The organism is Streptomyces sp. NPDC059224 (assembly GCF_042754285.1).
In the GTDB taxonomy this organism is placed as follows: domain Bacteria; phylum Actinomycetota; class Actinomycetes; order Streptomycetales; family Streptomycetaceae; genus Streptomyces.
This window is the reverse complement of record NZ_JBHZAN010000007.1, coordinates 84,359-100,575: the sequence shown is the minus strand read 5'-3', so window position 1 is coordinate 100,575 and position 16,217 is coordinate 84,359. Positions and strand designations below refer to the sequence as shown.

Annotated in this window: 13 protein-coding genes; 7 read left to right on the top strand and 6 right to left on the bottom strand. The window is 72.9% G+C overall.

The genetic code is table 11. The features are described 5' to 3' along the window. The 3 genes from sthA to ACFXI4_RS09370 all read left to right on the top strand — a co-directional run bounded on the left by sthA (position 1) and on the right by ACFXI4_RS09370 (position 4,143). Positions 1-1,404: a Si-specific NAD(P)(+) transhydrogenase gene (sthA, locus tag ACFXI4_RS09380; RefSeq protein ID WP_384989098.1), complete on the top strand. Its 1,404-nt coding sequence runs from the start codon at positions 1-3 to the stop codon at positions 1,402-1,404. A 294-nt stretch (positions 1,405-1,698) separates the two neighbouring features. Next, a complete protein-coding gene (locus ACFXI4_RS09375; RefSeq protein WP_384989097.1) occupies positions 1,699-3,171 on the top strand; it encodes an APC family permease in 1,473 nt (490 codons plus the stop codon). 12 nt (positions 3,172-3,183) lie between these two features. Further along, positions 3,184-4,143, top strand: a complete 960-nt coding sequence (locus ACFXI4_RS09370) for a hypothetical protein (protein ID WP_384989096.1) — start codon at positions 3,184-3,186, stop codon at positions 4,141-4,143. Between the two features lie 20 nt (positions 4,144-4,163). Here the strand turns inward: ACFXI4_RS09370 and ACFXI4_RS09365 are convergent, their stop codons facing one another. Beyond that, positions 4,164-5,342, bottom strand: coding sequence for a HoxN/HupN/NixA family nickel/cobalt transporter (locus ACFXI4_RS09365; RefSeq protein ID WP_384989095.1), 1,179 nt, complete (start codon positions 5,340-5,342; stop codon positions 4,164-4,166). Positions 5,343-5,533: 191 nt separating this feature from the next. Here ACFXI4_RS09365 and ACFXI4_RS09360 point away from each other — a divergent pair, with 191 nt between their 5' ends. Further along, complete coding sequence (locus ACFXI4_RS09360; RefSeq protein WP_384989094.1) at positions 5,534-6,235, top strand: phosphatase PAP2 family protein; 702 nt, start codon at positions 5,534-5,536, stop codon at positions 6,233-6,235. 16 nt (positions 6,236-6,251) lie between these two features. On the opposite strand, the gene ACFXI4_RS09355 is transcribed toward ACFXI4_RS09360, so the two are convergent. Next, positions 6,252-7,199 carry a lysylphosphatidylglycerol synthase domain-containing protein gene (locus ACFXI4_RS09355; protein ID WP_384989093.1) on the bottom strand — a complete coding sequence of 316 codons (948 nt, stop codon included), beginning with the start codon at positions 7,197-7,199 and terminating at the stop codon, positions 6,252-6,254. A gap of 147 nt (positions 7,200-7,346) precedes the next feature. Between ACFXI4_RS09355 and ACFXI4_RS09350 the strand changes: the two genes are divergently transcribed. Together ACFXI4_RS09350 and ACFXI4_RS09345 are read left to right on the top strand one after the other, a co-directional pair. Further along, on the top strand, positions 7,347-7,730 hold the full coding sequence (locus tag ACFXI4_RS09350; protein ID WP_384989092.1) for a BlaI/MecI/CopY family transcriptional regulator: 384 nt from the start codon (positions 7,347-7,349) through the stop codon (positions 7,728-7,730). Further along, complete coding sequence (locus tag ACFXI4_RS09345) at positions 7,727-8,617, top strand: M56 family metallopeptidase (RefSeq protein ID WP_384989091.1); 891 nt, start codon at positions 7,727-7,729, stop codon at positions 8,615-8,617. The genes ACFXI4_RS09350 and ACFXI4_RS09345 overlap by 4 nt, the downstream gene beginning before the upstream one ends. 143 nt (positions 8,618-8,760) lie before the next feature. Here the strand turns inward: ACFXI4_RS09345 and ACFXI4_RS09340 are convergent, their stop codons facing one another. Both ACFXI4_RS09340 and ACFXI4_RS09335 read right to left on the bottom strand, forming a co-directional pair. Further along, positions 8,761-11,106 carry a glycoside hydrolase family 65 protein gene (locus ACFXI4_RS09340; RefSeq protein WP_384989090.1) on the bottom strand — a complete coding sequence of 782 codons (2,346 nt, stop codon included), beginning with the start codon at positions 11,104-11,106 and terminating at the stop codon, positions 8,761-8,763. Then, positions 11,103-11,837: a beta-phosphoglucomutase family hydrolase gene (locus ACFXI4_RS09335; protein WP_384989089.1), complete on the bottom strand. Its 735-nt coding sequence runs from the start codon at positions 11,835-11,837 to the stop codon at positions 11,103-11,105. The genes ACFXI4_RS09340 and ACFXI4_RS09335 overlap by 4 nt, the downstream gene beginning before the upstream one ends. A 77-nt stretch (positions 11,838-11,914) precedes the next feature. Here ACFXI4_RS09335 and ACFXI4_RS09330 point away from each other — a divergent pair, with 77 nt between their 5' ends. Beyond that, complete coding sequence (locus ACFXI4_RS09330; protein WP_384989088.1) at positions 11,915-12,565, top strand: nucleoside/nucleotide kinase family protein; 651 nt, start codon at positions 11,915-11,917, stop codon at positions 12,563-12,565. A gap of 64 nt (positions 12,566-12,629) precedes the next feature. On the opposite strand, the gene ACFXI4_RS09325 is transcribed toward ACFXI4_RS09330, so the two are convergent. Beyond that, the gene (locus tag ACFXI4_RS09325; protein WP_384989087.1) at positions 12,630-14,447 is read right to left on the bottom strand and encodes a hypothetical protein; all 1,818 of its coding nucleotides are present in this window, start codon (positions 14,445-14,447) and stop codon (positions 12,630-12,632) included. A 45-nt stretch (positions 14,448-14,492) separates the two neighbouring features. Continuing rightward, positions 14,493-16,217, bottom strand: coding sequence for a hypothetical protein (locus ACFXI4_RS09320; protein WP_384989086.1), 1,725 nt, complete (start codon positions 16,215-16,217; stop codon positions 14,493-14,495).

Here is a 16,217-nt window from a genome sequence, read left to right as displayed (position 1 = left end):
GTGCCAGACTTCGACATTCTCGTCATCGGATCCGGACCCGGCGGCCAGAAGGCCGCCATCGCCGCGGCCAAGCTGGGCCGCCGGGTCGCCGTGGTCGACAGCCCCGACATGGTGGGCGGTGTGTCCATCCACACCGGCACCATCCCCTCCAAGACCCTGCGCGAGGCGGTCCTCTATCTGACCGGACTCACCCAGCGCGATCTCTACGGCCAGAGCTACCGGCTCAAGGAGGACATCACCGTCACCGACCTGACCGCGCGCACCCAGCACGTGGTCGGCCGCGAGGTGGACGTCATCCGCAACCAGCTCTCCCGCAACCACGTCACCCTCTGCTCGGGCACCGGCCGCTTCGTCGACCCGCACACCGTCGCCCTGCGCGAACCGAACGGCGACGAACGGCTGTTGACCGCCGGGCACATCGTCATCGCCACCGGAACCCGGCCGGCCCGCCCGGACAGCGTCGAGTTCGATGGCCGCACCATCATGGACTCGGACAACGTGCTGTCGCTGGAGCGGGTGCCGCGCTCCATGGTCATCGTGGGCGCCGGCGTGATCGGCATGGAGTACGCCTCGATGTTCGCCGCGCTCGGCAGCAAGGTCACCGTGGTCGAGAAGCGCGCGGCCATGCTCGACATGTGCGACGTCGAGGTCGTCGAGTCGCTCAAGTACCACCTCAGGGACCTGGCCGTCACCTTCCGGTTCGGCGAGACCGTCGCCGCCGTCGAGCACCACTCCCGGGGCACTCTGACCGTGCTGGAGAGCGGCAAGAAGATACCGGCGGACACGGTGATGTACTCGGCGGGCCGGCAGGGCCTGACCGACGGGCTCGACCTGGACAGGGCGGGCCTGTCCGCGGACCGGCGTGGCCGCATCACGGTGGACGAGCACTTCCGCACCGAGGTGCCGCACATCTACGCCGTGGGCGACGTCATCGGCTTCCCGGCGCTCGCCGCCACCTCGATGGAACAGGGCCGGGTCGCCGCCTACCACGCCTGCGGGGAACCGGTCGGGCAGATGGACAACCTCCAGCCCATCGGGATCTACACCATCCCGGAGATCAGTTTCGTCGGCCGTACCGAGGACCAGCTCACCGAGGAGTGCGTGCCGTTCGAGGTCGGGGTGGCCCGCTACCGGGAGCTGGCCCGGGGGCAGATCATCGGCGACTCGCACGGAATGCTCAAGCTCCTGGTCTCCCCCGACGACCGGCGGCTGCTCGGTGTGCACTGCTTCGGTACCGGAGCGACGGAACTGATCCATATCGGTCAGGCGGTGATGGGCTGCGGCGGCACGGTCGACTACCTGGTGGACGCCGTCTTCAACTACCCGACGCTCGCCGAGTCGTACAAGGTGGCGGCCCTGGACGCCACCAACAAGCTGCGGCAGCTCGACCGGCTGGAGGACTGAGCGGTTCCAGGAACGGCTGCCTCCGGTGTGCGAGTTGGCCTCTTCGAGTGGCATATGTGATTACCGGTCGGTCAGCTTGAAAGGTCAAAGGGGGCCGCTATCATCACACCCACACACGCGGTGTGACCGTATACGGACTCTCGGCATGCGGCCCTCACCACACCTTTCTCCTTTCTGACCGTCCCCTGCCCGAGGCGATCCCTCTGTGGGTGCGAGGCGGGAGGCACACCCCCACCCGTACCACCGCGGGCCTGCACTCCCGTGCGCCCTGCACGACCGGAAAGCAGCACAACCATGAGCAACAGCAGGGGCAGAGGGCTGCAGGCGAATGCCCTCGGCACGTTCGACACGGTGGTGATGGCCGTGGCGGGCAGCGCACCGGCGTACTCGCTGGCCGCCACCACCGCCGTCCTGGTGGGGGCGGTGGGCCTGGCCAGTCCGGCCGCGCTGCTGTGGTGCGCGATACCGATGCTGGGGATCGCGCTGGCCTTCAGCTACCTGGGCCGGATCGACGTGAACGCGGGCGCGAGTTACTCCTGGGTGGGCCGCACCCTGCACCCCTTCCTCGGCTTCGTCAGCGGCTGGGCGCTGGTGGTGTCGGCGACCATCTTCATGGTGGCCGGCTCACTGCCCGCCGGCTCGATGACGCTGTCCCTGTTCGACGCGGACCTCGGCGACGACGTGGCGCTGTCCACAGTGGTCGGCGCCGCATGGTTCCTGGTCATGCTGGCGGTGGTGCTCGGCGGCGCCCGGCTCACCGTCCGCGCGCAGTTGCTGATGTCCGGCATCGAGCTGGCCATCCTGCTGCTGTTCGCGGTGCTCGCCCTCTTCCACACCGGCAACGCCCGCGCCTTCGACTGGTCGTGGCTCGGTTTCAGCCACTTCGACGGCGTCTCCGGCTTCGCCTCGGGCGCGCTGATCGCGGCGTTCTACTACTGGGGCTGGGACGTCACCAGCAACCTCAGCGAGGAGACCCGCAACTCGCGCCGGACCACCGGCCTCGCGGGCCTCATCGGGGTGGGCATCGTCTTCGCCCTCTTCGAGGTGTTCACGATCGCCGTGAACGTCATCCTGTCCTCGGACCAGATCGCCGCGAACGACGCCAACGTCCTGGCCGTGCTGGGCGCCGAGATCGCGCCGGGCTGGGGCGGCAGACTGCTGATCGTCGCCGTGATGCTCTCCACCATCGCCACCCTGGAGACGACCCTCATCCAGGTCACCCGCTCGCTGTTCGCGATGGGCCGCGACCGCACGATGCCGGCCGCGCTCGGCAAGGTGCACCGCACCTGGAACACCCCGTACGTGGCGATCACCGTGGTCGGCGCGGTGGCGCTGGTGATGTTCGTCGCCTCCAACGCGCTGGGCTCGGTGGGCGAGATCCTCTCCGACGCGATCGCGGCGATCGGCCTCCAGATCGCCGTCTACTACGGCCTCGCGGGCCTCGCGGTGGTCGTCGCCTACCGCAGGATGCTCTTCAGATCCGCGGGCAACTTCCTGCTCGGCGGGGTGTGGCCGCTGCTCGGCGCGGTGTTCATGTTCTGGATCTTCGTCGAGTCGCTGAGCGAGCTGAGCGGCGCGGCGATCGCGATCGGCGTCGGCGGTCTGGCGATCGGCCTGATCCCGATGCTCTGGTACTGGAAACAGGGCAGCGACTACTACCGGCCTGCCAAGCTGGACGCCGCCCACACCGTCGAGGCCGACTTCGTACCCGACGACCACGTCACCGCACAGGCCCAGGCTTACGAAGGCCTCCCCACGGATTTCTGAGGTACGAGCCCGATGGCGAGAGACCGTTTCGTCCCCGACTTCGATCCGGACTGCGGGGACACCGCCCTCACCTCGGCCCGTCAGGACATCGTCATCGGCCGCTGGCAGGGCCTGCGGGACCTGCTGCGGGCCACCGGTGCGGACTGGCTGGTCCGGGGACACCGGGTGCGTCTGCTCGCGCAGGCCTGCGCGGGCAGTTCGACGGCGGAGTCCTGGCTGGCCGCGGAACCGCACGGTGCCGACGCGCTGGCGCTGCGGGCGGCGACCGAGACCGCCCGGGCGTTCACCCTGGCCATCTCGGCCGGCCGGGGTGCGCCCATCGACCGGTCCAGGATCGACGCCGCCGTGCTGGCCTGCCTGGCCGCCGCGGAGGCGTATCCGCAGGACCCGACCCCCTGGGTCTCCCTGATCTCGGTGGCACGGCTGTATCCGACCGGCGTGCGCCGCCAGGAACTCGCCCGCTGGTGGGACGAGTTGCACCGGCGCGACCCGTACAACGTGGAGGGCCACCTCCAGGTGCTCCACTACTACTCCGCGCGCTGGCACGGCACGCACGGCCTGATGTACGACTTCGCCCGGGACGCGGCCGGGGTCGCGCCGCCCGGCTGCGCACTGCCGGTCCTGGTGCAGTACGCCCGGGTCGAGGAGTTCCGCTTCGCCCTGGACGAGAGCCACGGGCAGCAGGCCTCGGTGGGGCACGGACAGCACTGGAAGCACGACGGCGCGGTCAGTGACGTCCGGCGGACCTGGGAGCGCTGGATCGCCCAGCGCGGCGAGGAGCCCGTCGCCCCCGGCGAACTGCGGGACCTCAACTACCTGACGCACGCCGCCTGCCAGGCCGGGATCACGGACATCGCCGCGGCATTGCTGCGGCTCCAGGGGCAGCGGGTGACCCGCACCCCGTGGTCGTACACCGGCGACGCGGAGAAGCAGATCGTCAAGTGGCGTGCGGACCTGAAGCTGCGCGGCTGACGGGCGGGGCGGGGAGGGTCCTACGACTCGGGCTGCTCGGCGGGGCGGGCGAGGCCCGTCGTCCACTTCTCCTCGATGCGGCAGGCCTTCCAGATCAGCAGGGCGATCACCCAGGTGGCGAAGAACAGGCCGACGATGACGAAGCCGACGGTGTTCAGGTCGAGGCCCGCGACCCAGTCCCAGAAGGCGCCGTGCAGCTCCAGCTTGTCGGCGAGGAGTCCGAGGAGTTCCACCGTGCCGATGACGAGGGCGACGGCCACGGACAGGCCGGTGACGGTGAGGTTGTAGTAGACCTTGCGGACCGGCTTGGAGAACGCCCACTCGTAGGCGAAGTTCATGAACGAGCCGTCGATCGTGTCGAGCAGCGACATCCCGGCCGCGAAGAGCACCGGCAGGGTCAGGATGGCGTACCAGGGCAGACCGGAGGCGGCGCCGGAGCCGGCCAGGACCAGCAGGGCGATCTCCGTGGCGGTGTCGAAGCCGAGGCCGAACAGCAGGCCCAGCGGGTACATCTGCCAGGGCCTGCTGATCGAACCGGTGACCCGGCCGAGGAAGCGGTTCATGAAGCCGCGGTTGTTGAGCTGCGTCTCCAGCGCGGCCTCGTCGTAGGCGCCGGAGCGCATCTGCCGGAAGACCTTCCAGATACCGGCCAGGATGACGAGGTTGATGCCGGCGATGAGGTAGAGGAAGGTCCCGGAGACCGTCGTACCGATGAGGCCGGTGACCTCGTGGAGGTGCGAGCCGTCGTCCTGGACCGGGCCGGCCAGGGTCTTCATGCCGAGCGAGAGCAGCAGGGCGAGGCCGAAGACGATGCTGGAGTGCCCCAGGGAGAACCAGAAGCCGACGGACAGCGGCCGCTGCCCCTCGCCCATGAGCTTCCGGGTGGTGTTGTCGATCGCGGCGATGTGATCGGCGTCGAAGGCGTGCCGCATGCCCAGGGTGTACGCGGTCACGCCGATCCCGATCCCGAAGGCCGCCGGTTCTCCGGCGGATCCGGTGCCGACGCTGAGGTGCTGCGGCGCGATGATCCCGACCAGGGTGCCCCAGCCGACGACGTGCAGTGCGAGCACGAAGGCGGCCATCCCGCCGACCCTGATCCACTCCTGCCGTGTCATGGAGCCCCGGACACGGTGCCAGGCCGAGCGCCTGGTCTCGGCCTGGGCGGGGAGGGACGGAGCGGGACCAGGGGCGGCCGTCATCGGGAGGTGTCATCCTTCGGTCGAGCATGAGCGGCTGCCGTCGGCAGCTGATGCCATCCTCCCGCACCTGCAACTTGTTCGCATTAAAGCCGGTGGCAGACCTTTCCCATGAGAAGGCAAAGAGCCCACGGAGCGCCGATCGTCTACATTTGAGTAGACAGTCATCGCGCAGGAGGGCCGCCACCCCGACCATGAACGGCAGGAGGACCGCGGAGCTCGCGGGAAGTGTGGCCCTCGGGGCCTGGGCGGGGCTGACCGTACTGGCCCTGGTCGTGACCGGCCGGCACGGCGTCCCGCTCGCACCGGACCGCGCCGCGCTGGCCTGGTCCGTCGGCCATCGCCCCGACGTCGCGGTGGCCGTGGCCCGGGGGCTCACCTCGACCGGCACCGGGGCCGTGCCGTACGCCCTGGCCGTGGCGGCCGGGCTGATCGCGGGCCGTACCGCGCGCCGGCGGGCGGCGGCCGCGCTCCTCTGCGTGACCTGCCTGGCCCTGGGCCAGGCGGCCCGCTACGGCCTGCTGGAACTGGTCGCCCGGGCCCGGCCGCCGGAGGCCTGCTGGCTGACCCGGGCCTCCGGCTGGTCCTTCCCCTCCGGCCACACCTCGACGTCGGCACTGGCCGCCGGCCTGGTGGTGGTGGCCCTGCAGATCCGGGCCCCGCGGAGCGGTACGCCGTGGGCGGTGGCCGCCGTCTGCTGGGCACTCGCCGTCGGGGCCACCCGGGTGTTCCTCGGCGTGCACTGGTGCACGGACGTGCTCGGAGGCTGGCTGTTCGCGCTCGGCTGGCTCGGGGTCTGCGGGTGCGCGGCCGCCCTCCGGCTGCCGGATCCGGGGAACCGGGACGACGGGGCGCAGCGCCCGGTGCGGCGGGCCGGCCGGGGGAACAGGAGTTGAGGCCGGCGCCGTCCGGTCACAGCGCTCGGCGCCGGACCAGCACTCCCAGCACCAGCAGGCCCGGCAGCAGCGGCAGCCACACGGTCAGCAGCCGGTAGCCGAGCACGGCCGAGGCTGCCGCGGCGGCCGGGATTCCGGAGGCGGTCAGGGCCAGGGCAAGGGCCGCGTCGAGCGAGCCGAGGCCGCCCGGGGTGGGCAGCAGCGCGGCGGCGCCGCTGGCGGCGAGGTAGAGCAGCGCCACGCGGGCCGGGGACAGCGAGAGTTCGACCGCCCGGGTCACGGCGATCAGGACCAGGGCGTGCAGCCCGGCGAAGGCGAGGGACCCGCCCCACAGCGCGGCCGCGCGAACGGGGCGGGTGTGCAGCACCCGGATGTCGGCGGCCACGGCGGCCACCGCGCCCCGGCAGCGGCCCCAGGCCCGGGCCCGGACCAGGACGGCGAGCAGCACGGCGGAGGCGGCTACGGCGAGGACCGCGGCCGTGGAGACGTGCGGGATCCGCAGCAGTCCCGGGCAGGCGGGGGCCAGGACGGCGATCAGGACCAGACGGACCACGGCACCGGCGGCGCCCTTGACCGCCAGGGCCGACGCACCGCGGCCGGCCGGGAGTCCGCAGCGCATCAGGAAGCGCAGGTTCACCGCGCCCGCGCCGACCCCGGCGGGCAGCAGGTGGTTGGCGGCCGAGGCGGCGAACTGCGCGGCGACCAGCCGCCCGCCGGGCAGCCGGCGGGTGACCGCACCCTGCTGGGCCAGGGCCGAGGAGACCCAGGTCCCGACCGCGGCCAGGGCCGCCACGAGCAGCCAGCCCTGGTCGGCGACGGCCAGCCGGAGCGCCCCGTGCTCCACGGTCGGCCAGTGCCGGCGCAGCAGCCAGCCCGCGCCGGCCAGCAGGGCGACACAGAGGGCTGCCTGCCAGTAGACGCCGCGGCGGCCCGCGACGGGCGTGGCGTTCACGTTCGGGACCATCGAGGCACCCACCCCTGTTCCCCTACAGCTCGCAGGACCGTTCTTGGGCTTCAGGGACAAACACTGACAAACTATCGAGAATTACCGGTGGAGGCAGCGCAGGTACAGCCATCCGAACGTCGGCACTACGCGCTGTAAGGTTGTGCCATGGCTGGCACAGGGTCCCGTGGCAGGACTGAGCGGCGCAGCGCCGGAGAGCTGGAGAGCGAAGTGCTGGCGGCCCTGTGGGCGACCGACCGCCCGTTGACCCCGGCCGAGATCCAGTCCGAGATCGGCGGCGGACTCGCCTACAACACGGTGCACACCATTCTCAAACGGCTGTACGACAAAGGCCTGGTCCTGCGGGACGCGGACGGGCGGCGCGGTGCCTACCGGCCGGCGAAGAACGCGGCCGAACTGACCGCCCAGGCCATGCACGAGGCCCTGGACCGGGGCCCGGACCCGATCGCCGCCCTCCAGCAGTTCGTGTCCGGGCTGAGCGCGGAGGAGGAGCGGGCGCTGCGCAACCTGTTCGCCGGGGGCGGCGCATGAGGTTCGACGTCTACACCCCGCTGCTGGCCGCCCTGCTGCTGCCGTCGGTCAGCGCGGTGATCGGCCGCCGGGTGGCCCCGGCCCTGGCCGCGCGCGTGCTGACCGCCGCCGCGGTGCTGACCGCCGCCGCGACCACCTGGTCCCTGGTGCTGCTGACCGCCACTCTGCTGGGCGACGCCCCGCCGGTGATCCGGGAGGCCCGGCAGGACGGCCATCCGCTGGCCGACCCGGTGCCCGAGGCGATCGGCCTCGCCGCCTGCCTCGCGCTGGCCGTGGTGGTGTGGCGGGTGCAGCGGGCGGTGCGGGCCGAGCGCCGGACCCGGCGGGCGCTGCGCCGGCTGTGCGAGGGCCATCCGGGGGACACCGAACTGGTGGTGGCGGCCTGCGAGGTGCCACAGGCGTTCGCGATCCCGGGCCGGCCGGGCCGGATCCTGGTCACCTCGGCGATGCTGAGCGCGCTGGAACCGGAGGAACGACGGGTGCTGCTGGCCCACGAGCGGGCCCATCTGACGCACCGGCACGGCCGCGTGGTCACCGCGGCGACCCTCGCCGCGGCCGCCAACCCGCTGCTCGGCCCGGTCCGGGCGGCCGTCACCTTCCTGGTGGAGCGGTGGGCGGACGAGCAGGCGGCGACGGAGGTCGGGGACCGGGTGACCACCGCCCGCGCGCTGGCCCGCGCCGCCCTCAGCGCGGGCCGGTCCCGGCGGTCGCACGCCCTCGGCTTCACGGACCGCGCGGTCACCCGACGGATCGCGGCGCTCCAGACCGGCCCGCCGTCTTCGCTGTGGCCGGCGGCGGGCGTGCTCGCGCTGGGCGCGGTGGCGGCACTGTTCGCGGCGGGCGCGACGAGCGACCTGGTCGGGCTCCTTTCCGGCGCGCTCAGCTGAACGCCCCCTTGAGGGCGCTGGGGTACCCCCGGCCGGACGCTGGCGGAGGAACCGCGCGACAGGCCACGACGGTGGCGCGGACGAACGCTGTCGTGAGCCGGCCGGTGGGCCTGTCGCGCAGTTCCCCGCGCCCCTGAGGAAACTCAGGCCGGTCGGGTGGGGGCCCGGTGCGGTGGTTGCTGCGGGGCCGGGCCCGGCCGCACCGGGGGCACCGCCCGCACCGCCGGGCTGTCCGCGCTGACCGTCACCGGCTCCCCGTGGTGGTGGACCGTGAGCGGCGGGCCGTCCAGGAGGGTGTAGGTCGCCTTGTCGGCGCCTATCTCCACGCGCAGTCTGCTGCCCCGCAGTTGCAGGTTGAAGGCGAGCCGGCGCAGCCGCTCCGGCAGCCGGGGCGCGAACCGGGCCCCGTCGTCGTAGTGGCGCATGCCGCCGAAGCCCGCCACCAGCGCCATCCAGGTGCCGGCGAGCGAGGCGATGTGCAGTCCGTCGCGGGTGTTGTGCTCCAGGTCGTCGAGGTCCATCAGCGCGGCCTCGGCGGTGTAGGCGTGGGCCAGCGTCAGATGCCCGGCCTGGGCGGCGACGACGGCCTGGCAGCAGGCGGACAGGGAGGAGTCCCGTACGGTCAGCGGCTCGTAGTAGGCGAAGTTGCGGGCGACGTGCTCCTCGTCGAAGTACGCCCCGCAGGTGTACATCGCCAGCACCAGGTCGGCCTGTTTGACGACCTGTTTGCGGTAGAGGTCGAAGTAGGGGAAGTTCAGCAGCAGCGGGTACTGCTCGGGGCTGGTGTTGGCGAAGTCCCACCGCTGGTAGCGGGTGAACCCGGCGTGCTGCTCGTGGACGCCGAGTTCGTGGTTGTAGGGGACGTGCACGGAGTCGGCGGCGTCCCGCCAGGCGGCGCTCTCCTCCGCGTCCACGCCGAGCCGTGCCGCCTGCCGGGGGTGGCGTTCGACCGCGTCGGCGGCGGCCAGCAGGTTCGCCCGGGCCATCAGGTTGGTGTAGGTGTTGTCGTCGGCCACCGCGCTGTACTCGTCGGGTCCGGTGACGCCGTCGATGTGGAAGGCGCCGCGGCTGTCGTGGTGGCCGAGCGAGCGCCACAGGCGGGCGGTCTCCACGAGGAGTTCGACGCCGGTGTCCCGTTCGAAGTCGGTGTCGCCGGTGGCCGCGACGTAACGGACCACCGCGTCGGCGACGTCGGCGTTGACGTGGAAGGCCGCGGTGCCGGCCGGCCAGTACGCCGAGCCCTCCGACCCGGCGATGGTCCGCCAGGGGAACGCGGCCCCGTCCAGGCCCAGTTGGGTGGCGCGTTCGCGGGCGGCGGGCAGGGTGTTGTGCCGCCAGCGCAGTGCCTCGGCGACGGCGCCGGGGGCGGTGTGGGTAAGGACGGGCAGCACGAACATCTCGGTGTCCCAGAAGGCGTGCCCGTCGTATCCCGAGCCGGTGAGGCCCTTGGCGGGTATCGCGCGCTGTTCGGCGCGGGCCCCCGCCTGCAGTACGTGGAAGAGGGCGAACCGGACGGCCTGCTGGACCTCCTCGTCGCCGTCCACCTCCACGTCGGCGCGGGACCAGTACTCGTCCAGGTAGTCACGCTGTTCGTCGGCGAGCCCCTGCCAGCCCTCGTGGGCGGCGGCGGCCAGCGCGGCGTCGACCTGGTCGGCCATGGCGGGCAGCGAACGCACCCCGGACCAGCCGTGGGCGACGAACTTCTCCACCCGCAGCCGCTCCCCCGGCTCCAGCACGGAGGTGACGGTGAGCCGGGCCACGTCGATGTCGCTCTCGGCGTCCGTGGTGGTCCGTCCGGGACCGGCGACCGTGTGGTCGGCGGCGACCGCGACCCGCAGGCCGCTGCGCCGGGTGCGGTGCACCAGGCGCAGCCGGCGGCCGGAGGCGAAGTCGTCCTCCTGCTCCAGCGGCGACTGGAGCGCCACCGCGGCGCGCGGGTCGCCGTTCGCGCCGGGCAGCTGCTCGTTGGCGACCAGCTCGGACTGGATCACGATCCGGCAGCGCCGGTCGACGGCCTCGACCTCATAGGCGACGGCGGCCACCGCCCGCTGGGACAGCGACACCAGCCGGGTCGAGCGCACCCGCACGGTGGAACCGGCCGGGGAGGTCCACTCGCAGGTCCGTTCCAGGACGCCGCGGCGCAGGTCGAGGACCCGCTCGTGGGTGACCAGCCGGCCGTAGCGCAGGTCGAAGGGCTCGTCGTCGACGAGCAGCCGCAGGATCTTGCCGTTGGTGACGTTGATGACGGTCTGACCGGACTCCGGATAGCCGTAGCCGGCCTCGGCGTACGGCAGCGGGTGCACCTCGTGCACGCCGTTGAGGTAGCTGCCGGGCAGACCGTGCGGCTCGCCCTCGTCGAGGTTGCCGCGCCAGCCGACATGCCCGTTGGACAGCGCGAACACCGACTCGCTCTGCGCGAGCACGTCGAGGTCGAGGGCGGTCTCGCGGACCGACCAGGGCTCCACGGCGTACGCCCGTTGGGTGATCACTCCTTGCCTCCCAGTTCGGCGAGGTCCTGCACGACGGTGTCCGCGCCGTGTGCGTACAGGGCGTCCGTCTGACCGACGCGGTCCACCCCGACGACGTACCCGAAATGGCCGGCGCGACCCGCGTCCATGCCGGCGAGGGCGTCCTCGAAGACGGCGGCGTGGGCGGCCTCGACACCGAGGTCGTGGGCGGCGGCCAGGAAGGTGTCCGGGTGTGGCTTGCCGGGCAGATGGCGTTCGGCGGCCACCACCCCGTCGATGCGGACGTCGAAGAAGTGCTCGGCACCGATCGAGCGGAGCACGTCACGGCAGTTGGCGCTGGAGGAGACGATCGCGGTGCGCAGTCCCTGGGCGCGGACCGCCTCCAGATAGCGCAGGGTGCCGTCGTAGGCCTCGACGCCGTCGGTGCGGATCTTCTCCAGGAGCAGTTCGTTCTTGCGGTTGCCGAGGCCGTGCACGGTGGCGGCGTCCGGCGGGTCGTCCGGGGTGCCCTCGGGCAGGTGGATCCCGCGGGATTCGAGGAAGGCGCGGACCCCGTCGGCGCGGGGGCGGCCGTCGACGTACTCGTCGTAGTCGGCGTCCTTGTCGAAGGGCCGCTGGCCGTCGCGGCCGCGCAGGAAGTCGTCGAAGGTCTCCTTCCAGGCCGCCGCGTGCACGACGGCCGTCTTGGTGACGACCCCGTCGAGATCGAAGAGGCAGGCCTGGATGGTGTCGGGCAGACCGAGTGGTGTCATGCCCGGCATCTTCCCCACCGGACGGCTTCCAGGGGGTGGTAGACACCACATCCCGGGCCCGGTGTCACACTTTTTGCGTGCCGCTGACATTCGACGACCTCCTCGACCGGGCCCGTTCACTCGCCGGACGCGGTCCGCGCGCGATCCTCGGCATCGCGGGCAGCCCGGGCGCCGGCAAGTCCACGCTCGCCGGGTGTCTGGTACGTGAGCTGAACGGCGCCGGCGAGCCGTGGGCGGCGCAGGTGCCGATGGACGGCTTCCATCTGGCCGACGCCGAACTGGACCGGCTGGGCCTGCGGGACCGCAAGGGCGCGCCCTCGACCTTCGACGCGGCCGGCTACGCGGCGCTGCTGCGGCGGCTGCGCGAGGACACCGGCGAGGTGGTGTACGCGCCGGGCTTCGAGCGGGTCCTCGAGCAGCCGCTGGCGGGCGCGATCCCGGTGGAGCCGACGGCCCGGCTGGTGGTGACGGAGGGCAACTACCTGCTGCTGACGGAGGGTCCCTGGGCGCGGGTGCGGCCGGCCCTGGACGAGGTGTGGTTCTGCGAGACCGACGAGGCCGAGCGGATACGGCGGCTGGTCGCCCGGCACGAGGAGTTCGGCAAGGGGCACGAGCAGGCGGTGGCCTGGGTGGCCGGCACCGACCAGCGCAACGCCGACCTGGTGGCGGCCACCCGGGACCTGGCCGACCTGGTGGTCCCGGACACGGCACTGGGCAGCGCCCGGTAGGAGCGCTGGGGAAGGAACCGCGCGACCAGCCACGACGGCACGGCAGGGACTCGCGACGCGGTCCTCAGCGACCGGTGAGGGCCAGCCCGGGATCACCGTGCGCGTCGTCGGTCCCGATGACGGCCGTGAACGCCTCGGTGTGCACGGTCAGGTCGCCTTCGAAGGACGGCGTGAACGCCCCGCCGGGCCCGTACCGTACGGCGAACACGTGCAGGTGCGGTGGTGCGTCCGGCGCCGGTCCGGCCTCGTAGGCGGTGGAGGCGACCAGGTGGCGCCAGCCCTCGTCCGGGTTGCCGTAGCCGCGCGGGTCGGCGGCGAGTGCGAACGCGGCCTGTTCCTGGGTGAGTTCGGCCCGCGCGTCGAAGTGGTCGGCGTCCTGCCGCGCGGGGTGGGTGAGGCGCAGCGTGCCCGCGGCGGCGATCTCGCTCCCGGCGACGCGGCGCACCCGGTCGCCGTCGTCCGCCGCGTACGGCAGCCCGGCCAGCAGGTACGGCGACCCGGCGAGCCGCTCCACGGCCACCGTCACCCACAGGCGGGTGCCGTCCGTGACGTGGAGCGAGCGGACGTGGCGCAGGACGTGGTCGCGGCCCACGACCGGCTTGCCGACCAGCTTGGCGGTCAGGCCGTCGGCGTGCAGGTCGCGGACCCGGACCTCGCCCATCGGCCGGCAGTACAGGAAGCCGTCCAGGACCGGGCCGAAGCCGTGCTGCCGGTTCACCGCGGCCGGGAGGTGGTAGGTGCCGGCCGCCTCGATCAGCGCCGGGGTCATCCGGTGGTCGAAGGCCACCGAGACCGTGCCCGCGCGCAGTTGGTGACGGGCCGGGACGGTCGAGGGGGTGCGGTGCCAGGGGGTGGTGTCCTGGATCTGCCAGACCAGCATCCAGGCGAAGTGCCCGTCGACGCCGCCGTCCGCCTTCACCGCGTGCCGGCCCCAGCGCGTGTCGCCCCGGTAGCGGCCCAGGTCGGCACCGATGCGGGCGCCGAAGTAGCGCAGTCCGAGGACGGACTCGAAGCCGGAGTGCTGTTCGCTGTAGCGGGGCCCGCCGTTGTCGAAGCCGCCGCCCGGCAGGCGGGCGTCGAGGTAGCGGGCGAGCGCCTCGCCGTCCTCGGCGAACATCTCCTCGCCGCTGATCCGGTGCGCCTGGGCGAGGAAGGACAGGGAGATCGGGCCGTAGTTGTTGTCGTAGGCGCCGCCGTGCTCGGGGGGCAGCAGGGCGCCCCGGTCCAGGACGCGGTGGGCGCGGATCCGGTCGGTGTACAGGGCCAGTGCCCGCCGGTGGACCCGCTCACCGTCGCCGGCGGGAAGACGGCGGGCGAGCATCAGTCCGCCGACCACGCAGCCGATCGCCTGGTTGCCCGCCTCCTGCGGGTTGAAGAAGGTGGCCTCGGTGAGCCAGCGCCAGTAGCCGTGGCTCAGTTCGACCAGTTCCAGGCGCTGTTCGTCGTCGACCAGGCCGTCCGCGAGATCGAGGACGTTGACGGCCTGGAGCAGCGCCCACACCGTGCTGGGCCAGTCGCCGATCGGATGCGCGCCCGCCGCCAGGACGTAACGTGCGTACGGGAGGCCGGAGTCGCGGACCGTGAGGTTCGGGTACCCGGGGTTGTCCTCGGTGTAGACGCGCTCGCGCAGATGGAAGGCGAGGCTGCGGCGCACGGCCCGCGGCAGCCGCGGGTCCTTGGATCGCTGCCAGGCGAGGGCCAGCAGCGAGGTGACACCGAGCGAGGTGTCACCGATGTCGTCGTCGGCGTCGGGGTGTTCGAGACTGCCCTCGGGGGTGAGGCGGGCCAGGGCCTGCTCCACGACGTCGGCGAGGACCGCGTCGTACGCCTCGGGGGTGGACGGCAGGTCGTGCAGCGGGCCGAGCTGGCGCGGCAGGTGCATGGGTGGATCAGCCCTTCATGCCGGAGGTGGCCAAGGTGTGGTGTGTCAGGGGCGGACGACGGGCGAGGGACGGCGGGCGCGCAGTGCCACGGTCAGGGTGTGGGGACCGTGTCCACCGATGTGGACGCGGTTCCCGGTGGTCGCGTCGGTGCCGCCCGCCACGGTGTAGTCCTGCCCGGGGTGGTACCGCAGTACGTCGCTCCGGTCCGGCCCGGCGAGTGGTTCGCCCGCCTCGACGTCGACCTCGACCCGGATCTCGTCGTCGCCGGCCCGGTAGGTCATCGGGCCGGTGGTCAGGCACCAGCGTCCGTCACCGGTCGGTGCGGCGCCCTCCGGCACGCCCCCCGGCCGGAAGGTCAGTTCGAGGGCCCAGGGCACCCGTGGTCCGCTGATGCCGATCCGCAGGTCGGCACCGTCCTCCCGCAGATCCGCCTCGATGCGGGTCGTCTGGGAGATCTCGTTTCGAGGCCGGTCCTGGAAGTCCATCGCGGCCGAGAAGCGTCCCTCGTCCGCCATGCCGTAGGCGCCGTCGTGCCGTCGGCTGTCCGGCGGGAGCGGCTGGTAGTACGCGGCCGTGAGGGTTTCGGTGAGCCGGTACCGGTTGTCGGCGAGCTGTCGCATGTGGGCGGCGCGGAACGGGCCGAGGTCGAAGAATCCCCGTGAGAGACGGACCGCGTCGAGGACGGCGGCGCCGGCGAACAGCCGCAGGAAGGTCGGATTGCAGGCGAGGCCGGAGCGGATGCGCCGCTGCCCGGGCACGTCCGAGCCGCCGTACAGGACGGTGTGCGCGGTGGCGGAGGTACGTGAGGCGAGGCGCGCCGTGCCGATGTACCGGTCACGGGCAACGGGTTCCGGCGCCGGCGCCGGCAGCACGCGGCACAGGTCGGGGGTGAGGACGGTCTCGGCGAGCAGCCCGGGGTCGCCGATGCCGCCGGCCGCCGCCCGGCGTGCCGCCCGGCCGAAGTCGCCGCGGCCGGTGCGGATCGCGAGCAGCCGGTAGTGCGGCAGGTAGGGCGCCAGCGGGAACGGCCCGTTCTGGTCCTGCCGCCGCGAGTGCACGGTCTCCACCGTGCCGTCCGGCCTGATGAGGTCGAGGGTCGTGGTGAGGTTGCGCTCGACGGCGTCCCACAGGTCGGTCCGGCCGAGGACGTCGGCCAGCAGCAGCAGCGACGGGTTGGACACGTGGGCCGCGTAGGTGGCGCTCCGCTCCGAGTACAGGCCCTCCGCGTCGATGTCGACGCCCTCGGCGAGCCATGCTTCGACACGGTCGAGCAGCCGGCCGTCCGGGAACGACCGGTGCAGCCGGGCCAGCGCCGCGCACAGTTCCCAGCGGTGGTTCGGCGTGTGCACTCCGCCTGTCCGGAGGCCTTCGGAGGCCGCTCCGGCGATCTCGGCGAGGGCTGCGGCGACCCCGCGCAGGGCCGGCCCCGCGCCCGCGGCGAGGACGTGCGCGTCGCACACGTCGTTGACGGTGAAGGCGGAGTCCGGCGGTGACTGCACGTTGTCGCCGCCGGCGAAGAGGCCGGTGGCGGTCTGCGCGGTCCGGAGGGCGCCGAGGTGATTCATCGCCGCGGTGAGGGCCTGCCCGCTGCCGTGCAGTGCCGACTGCGGGGACCGGTACGCCGCGACCAGGGTCTTCACCCGGCGGGCCAGCGCGCGGTGGGTCACACCGACGGGCTTCTCCTCGGCACCGGCTGCCAGCGGGACGGCCGCCAGGTCGGCGGCGGCGGCCACCGCGCGGACGAACTCGTGGTCGAGCGGGACGGGCAC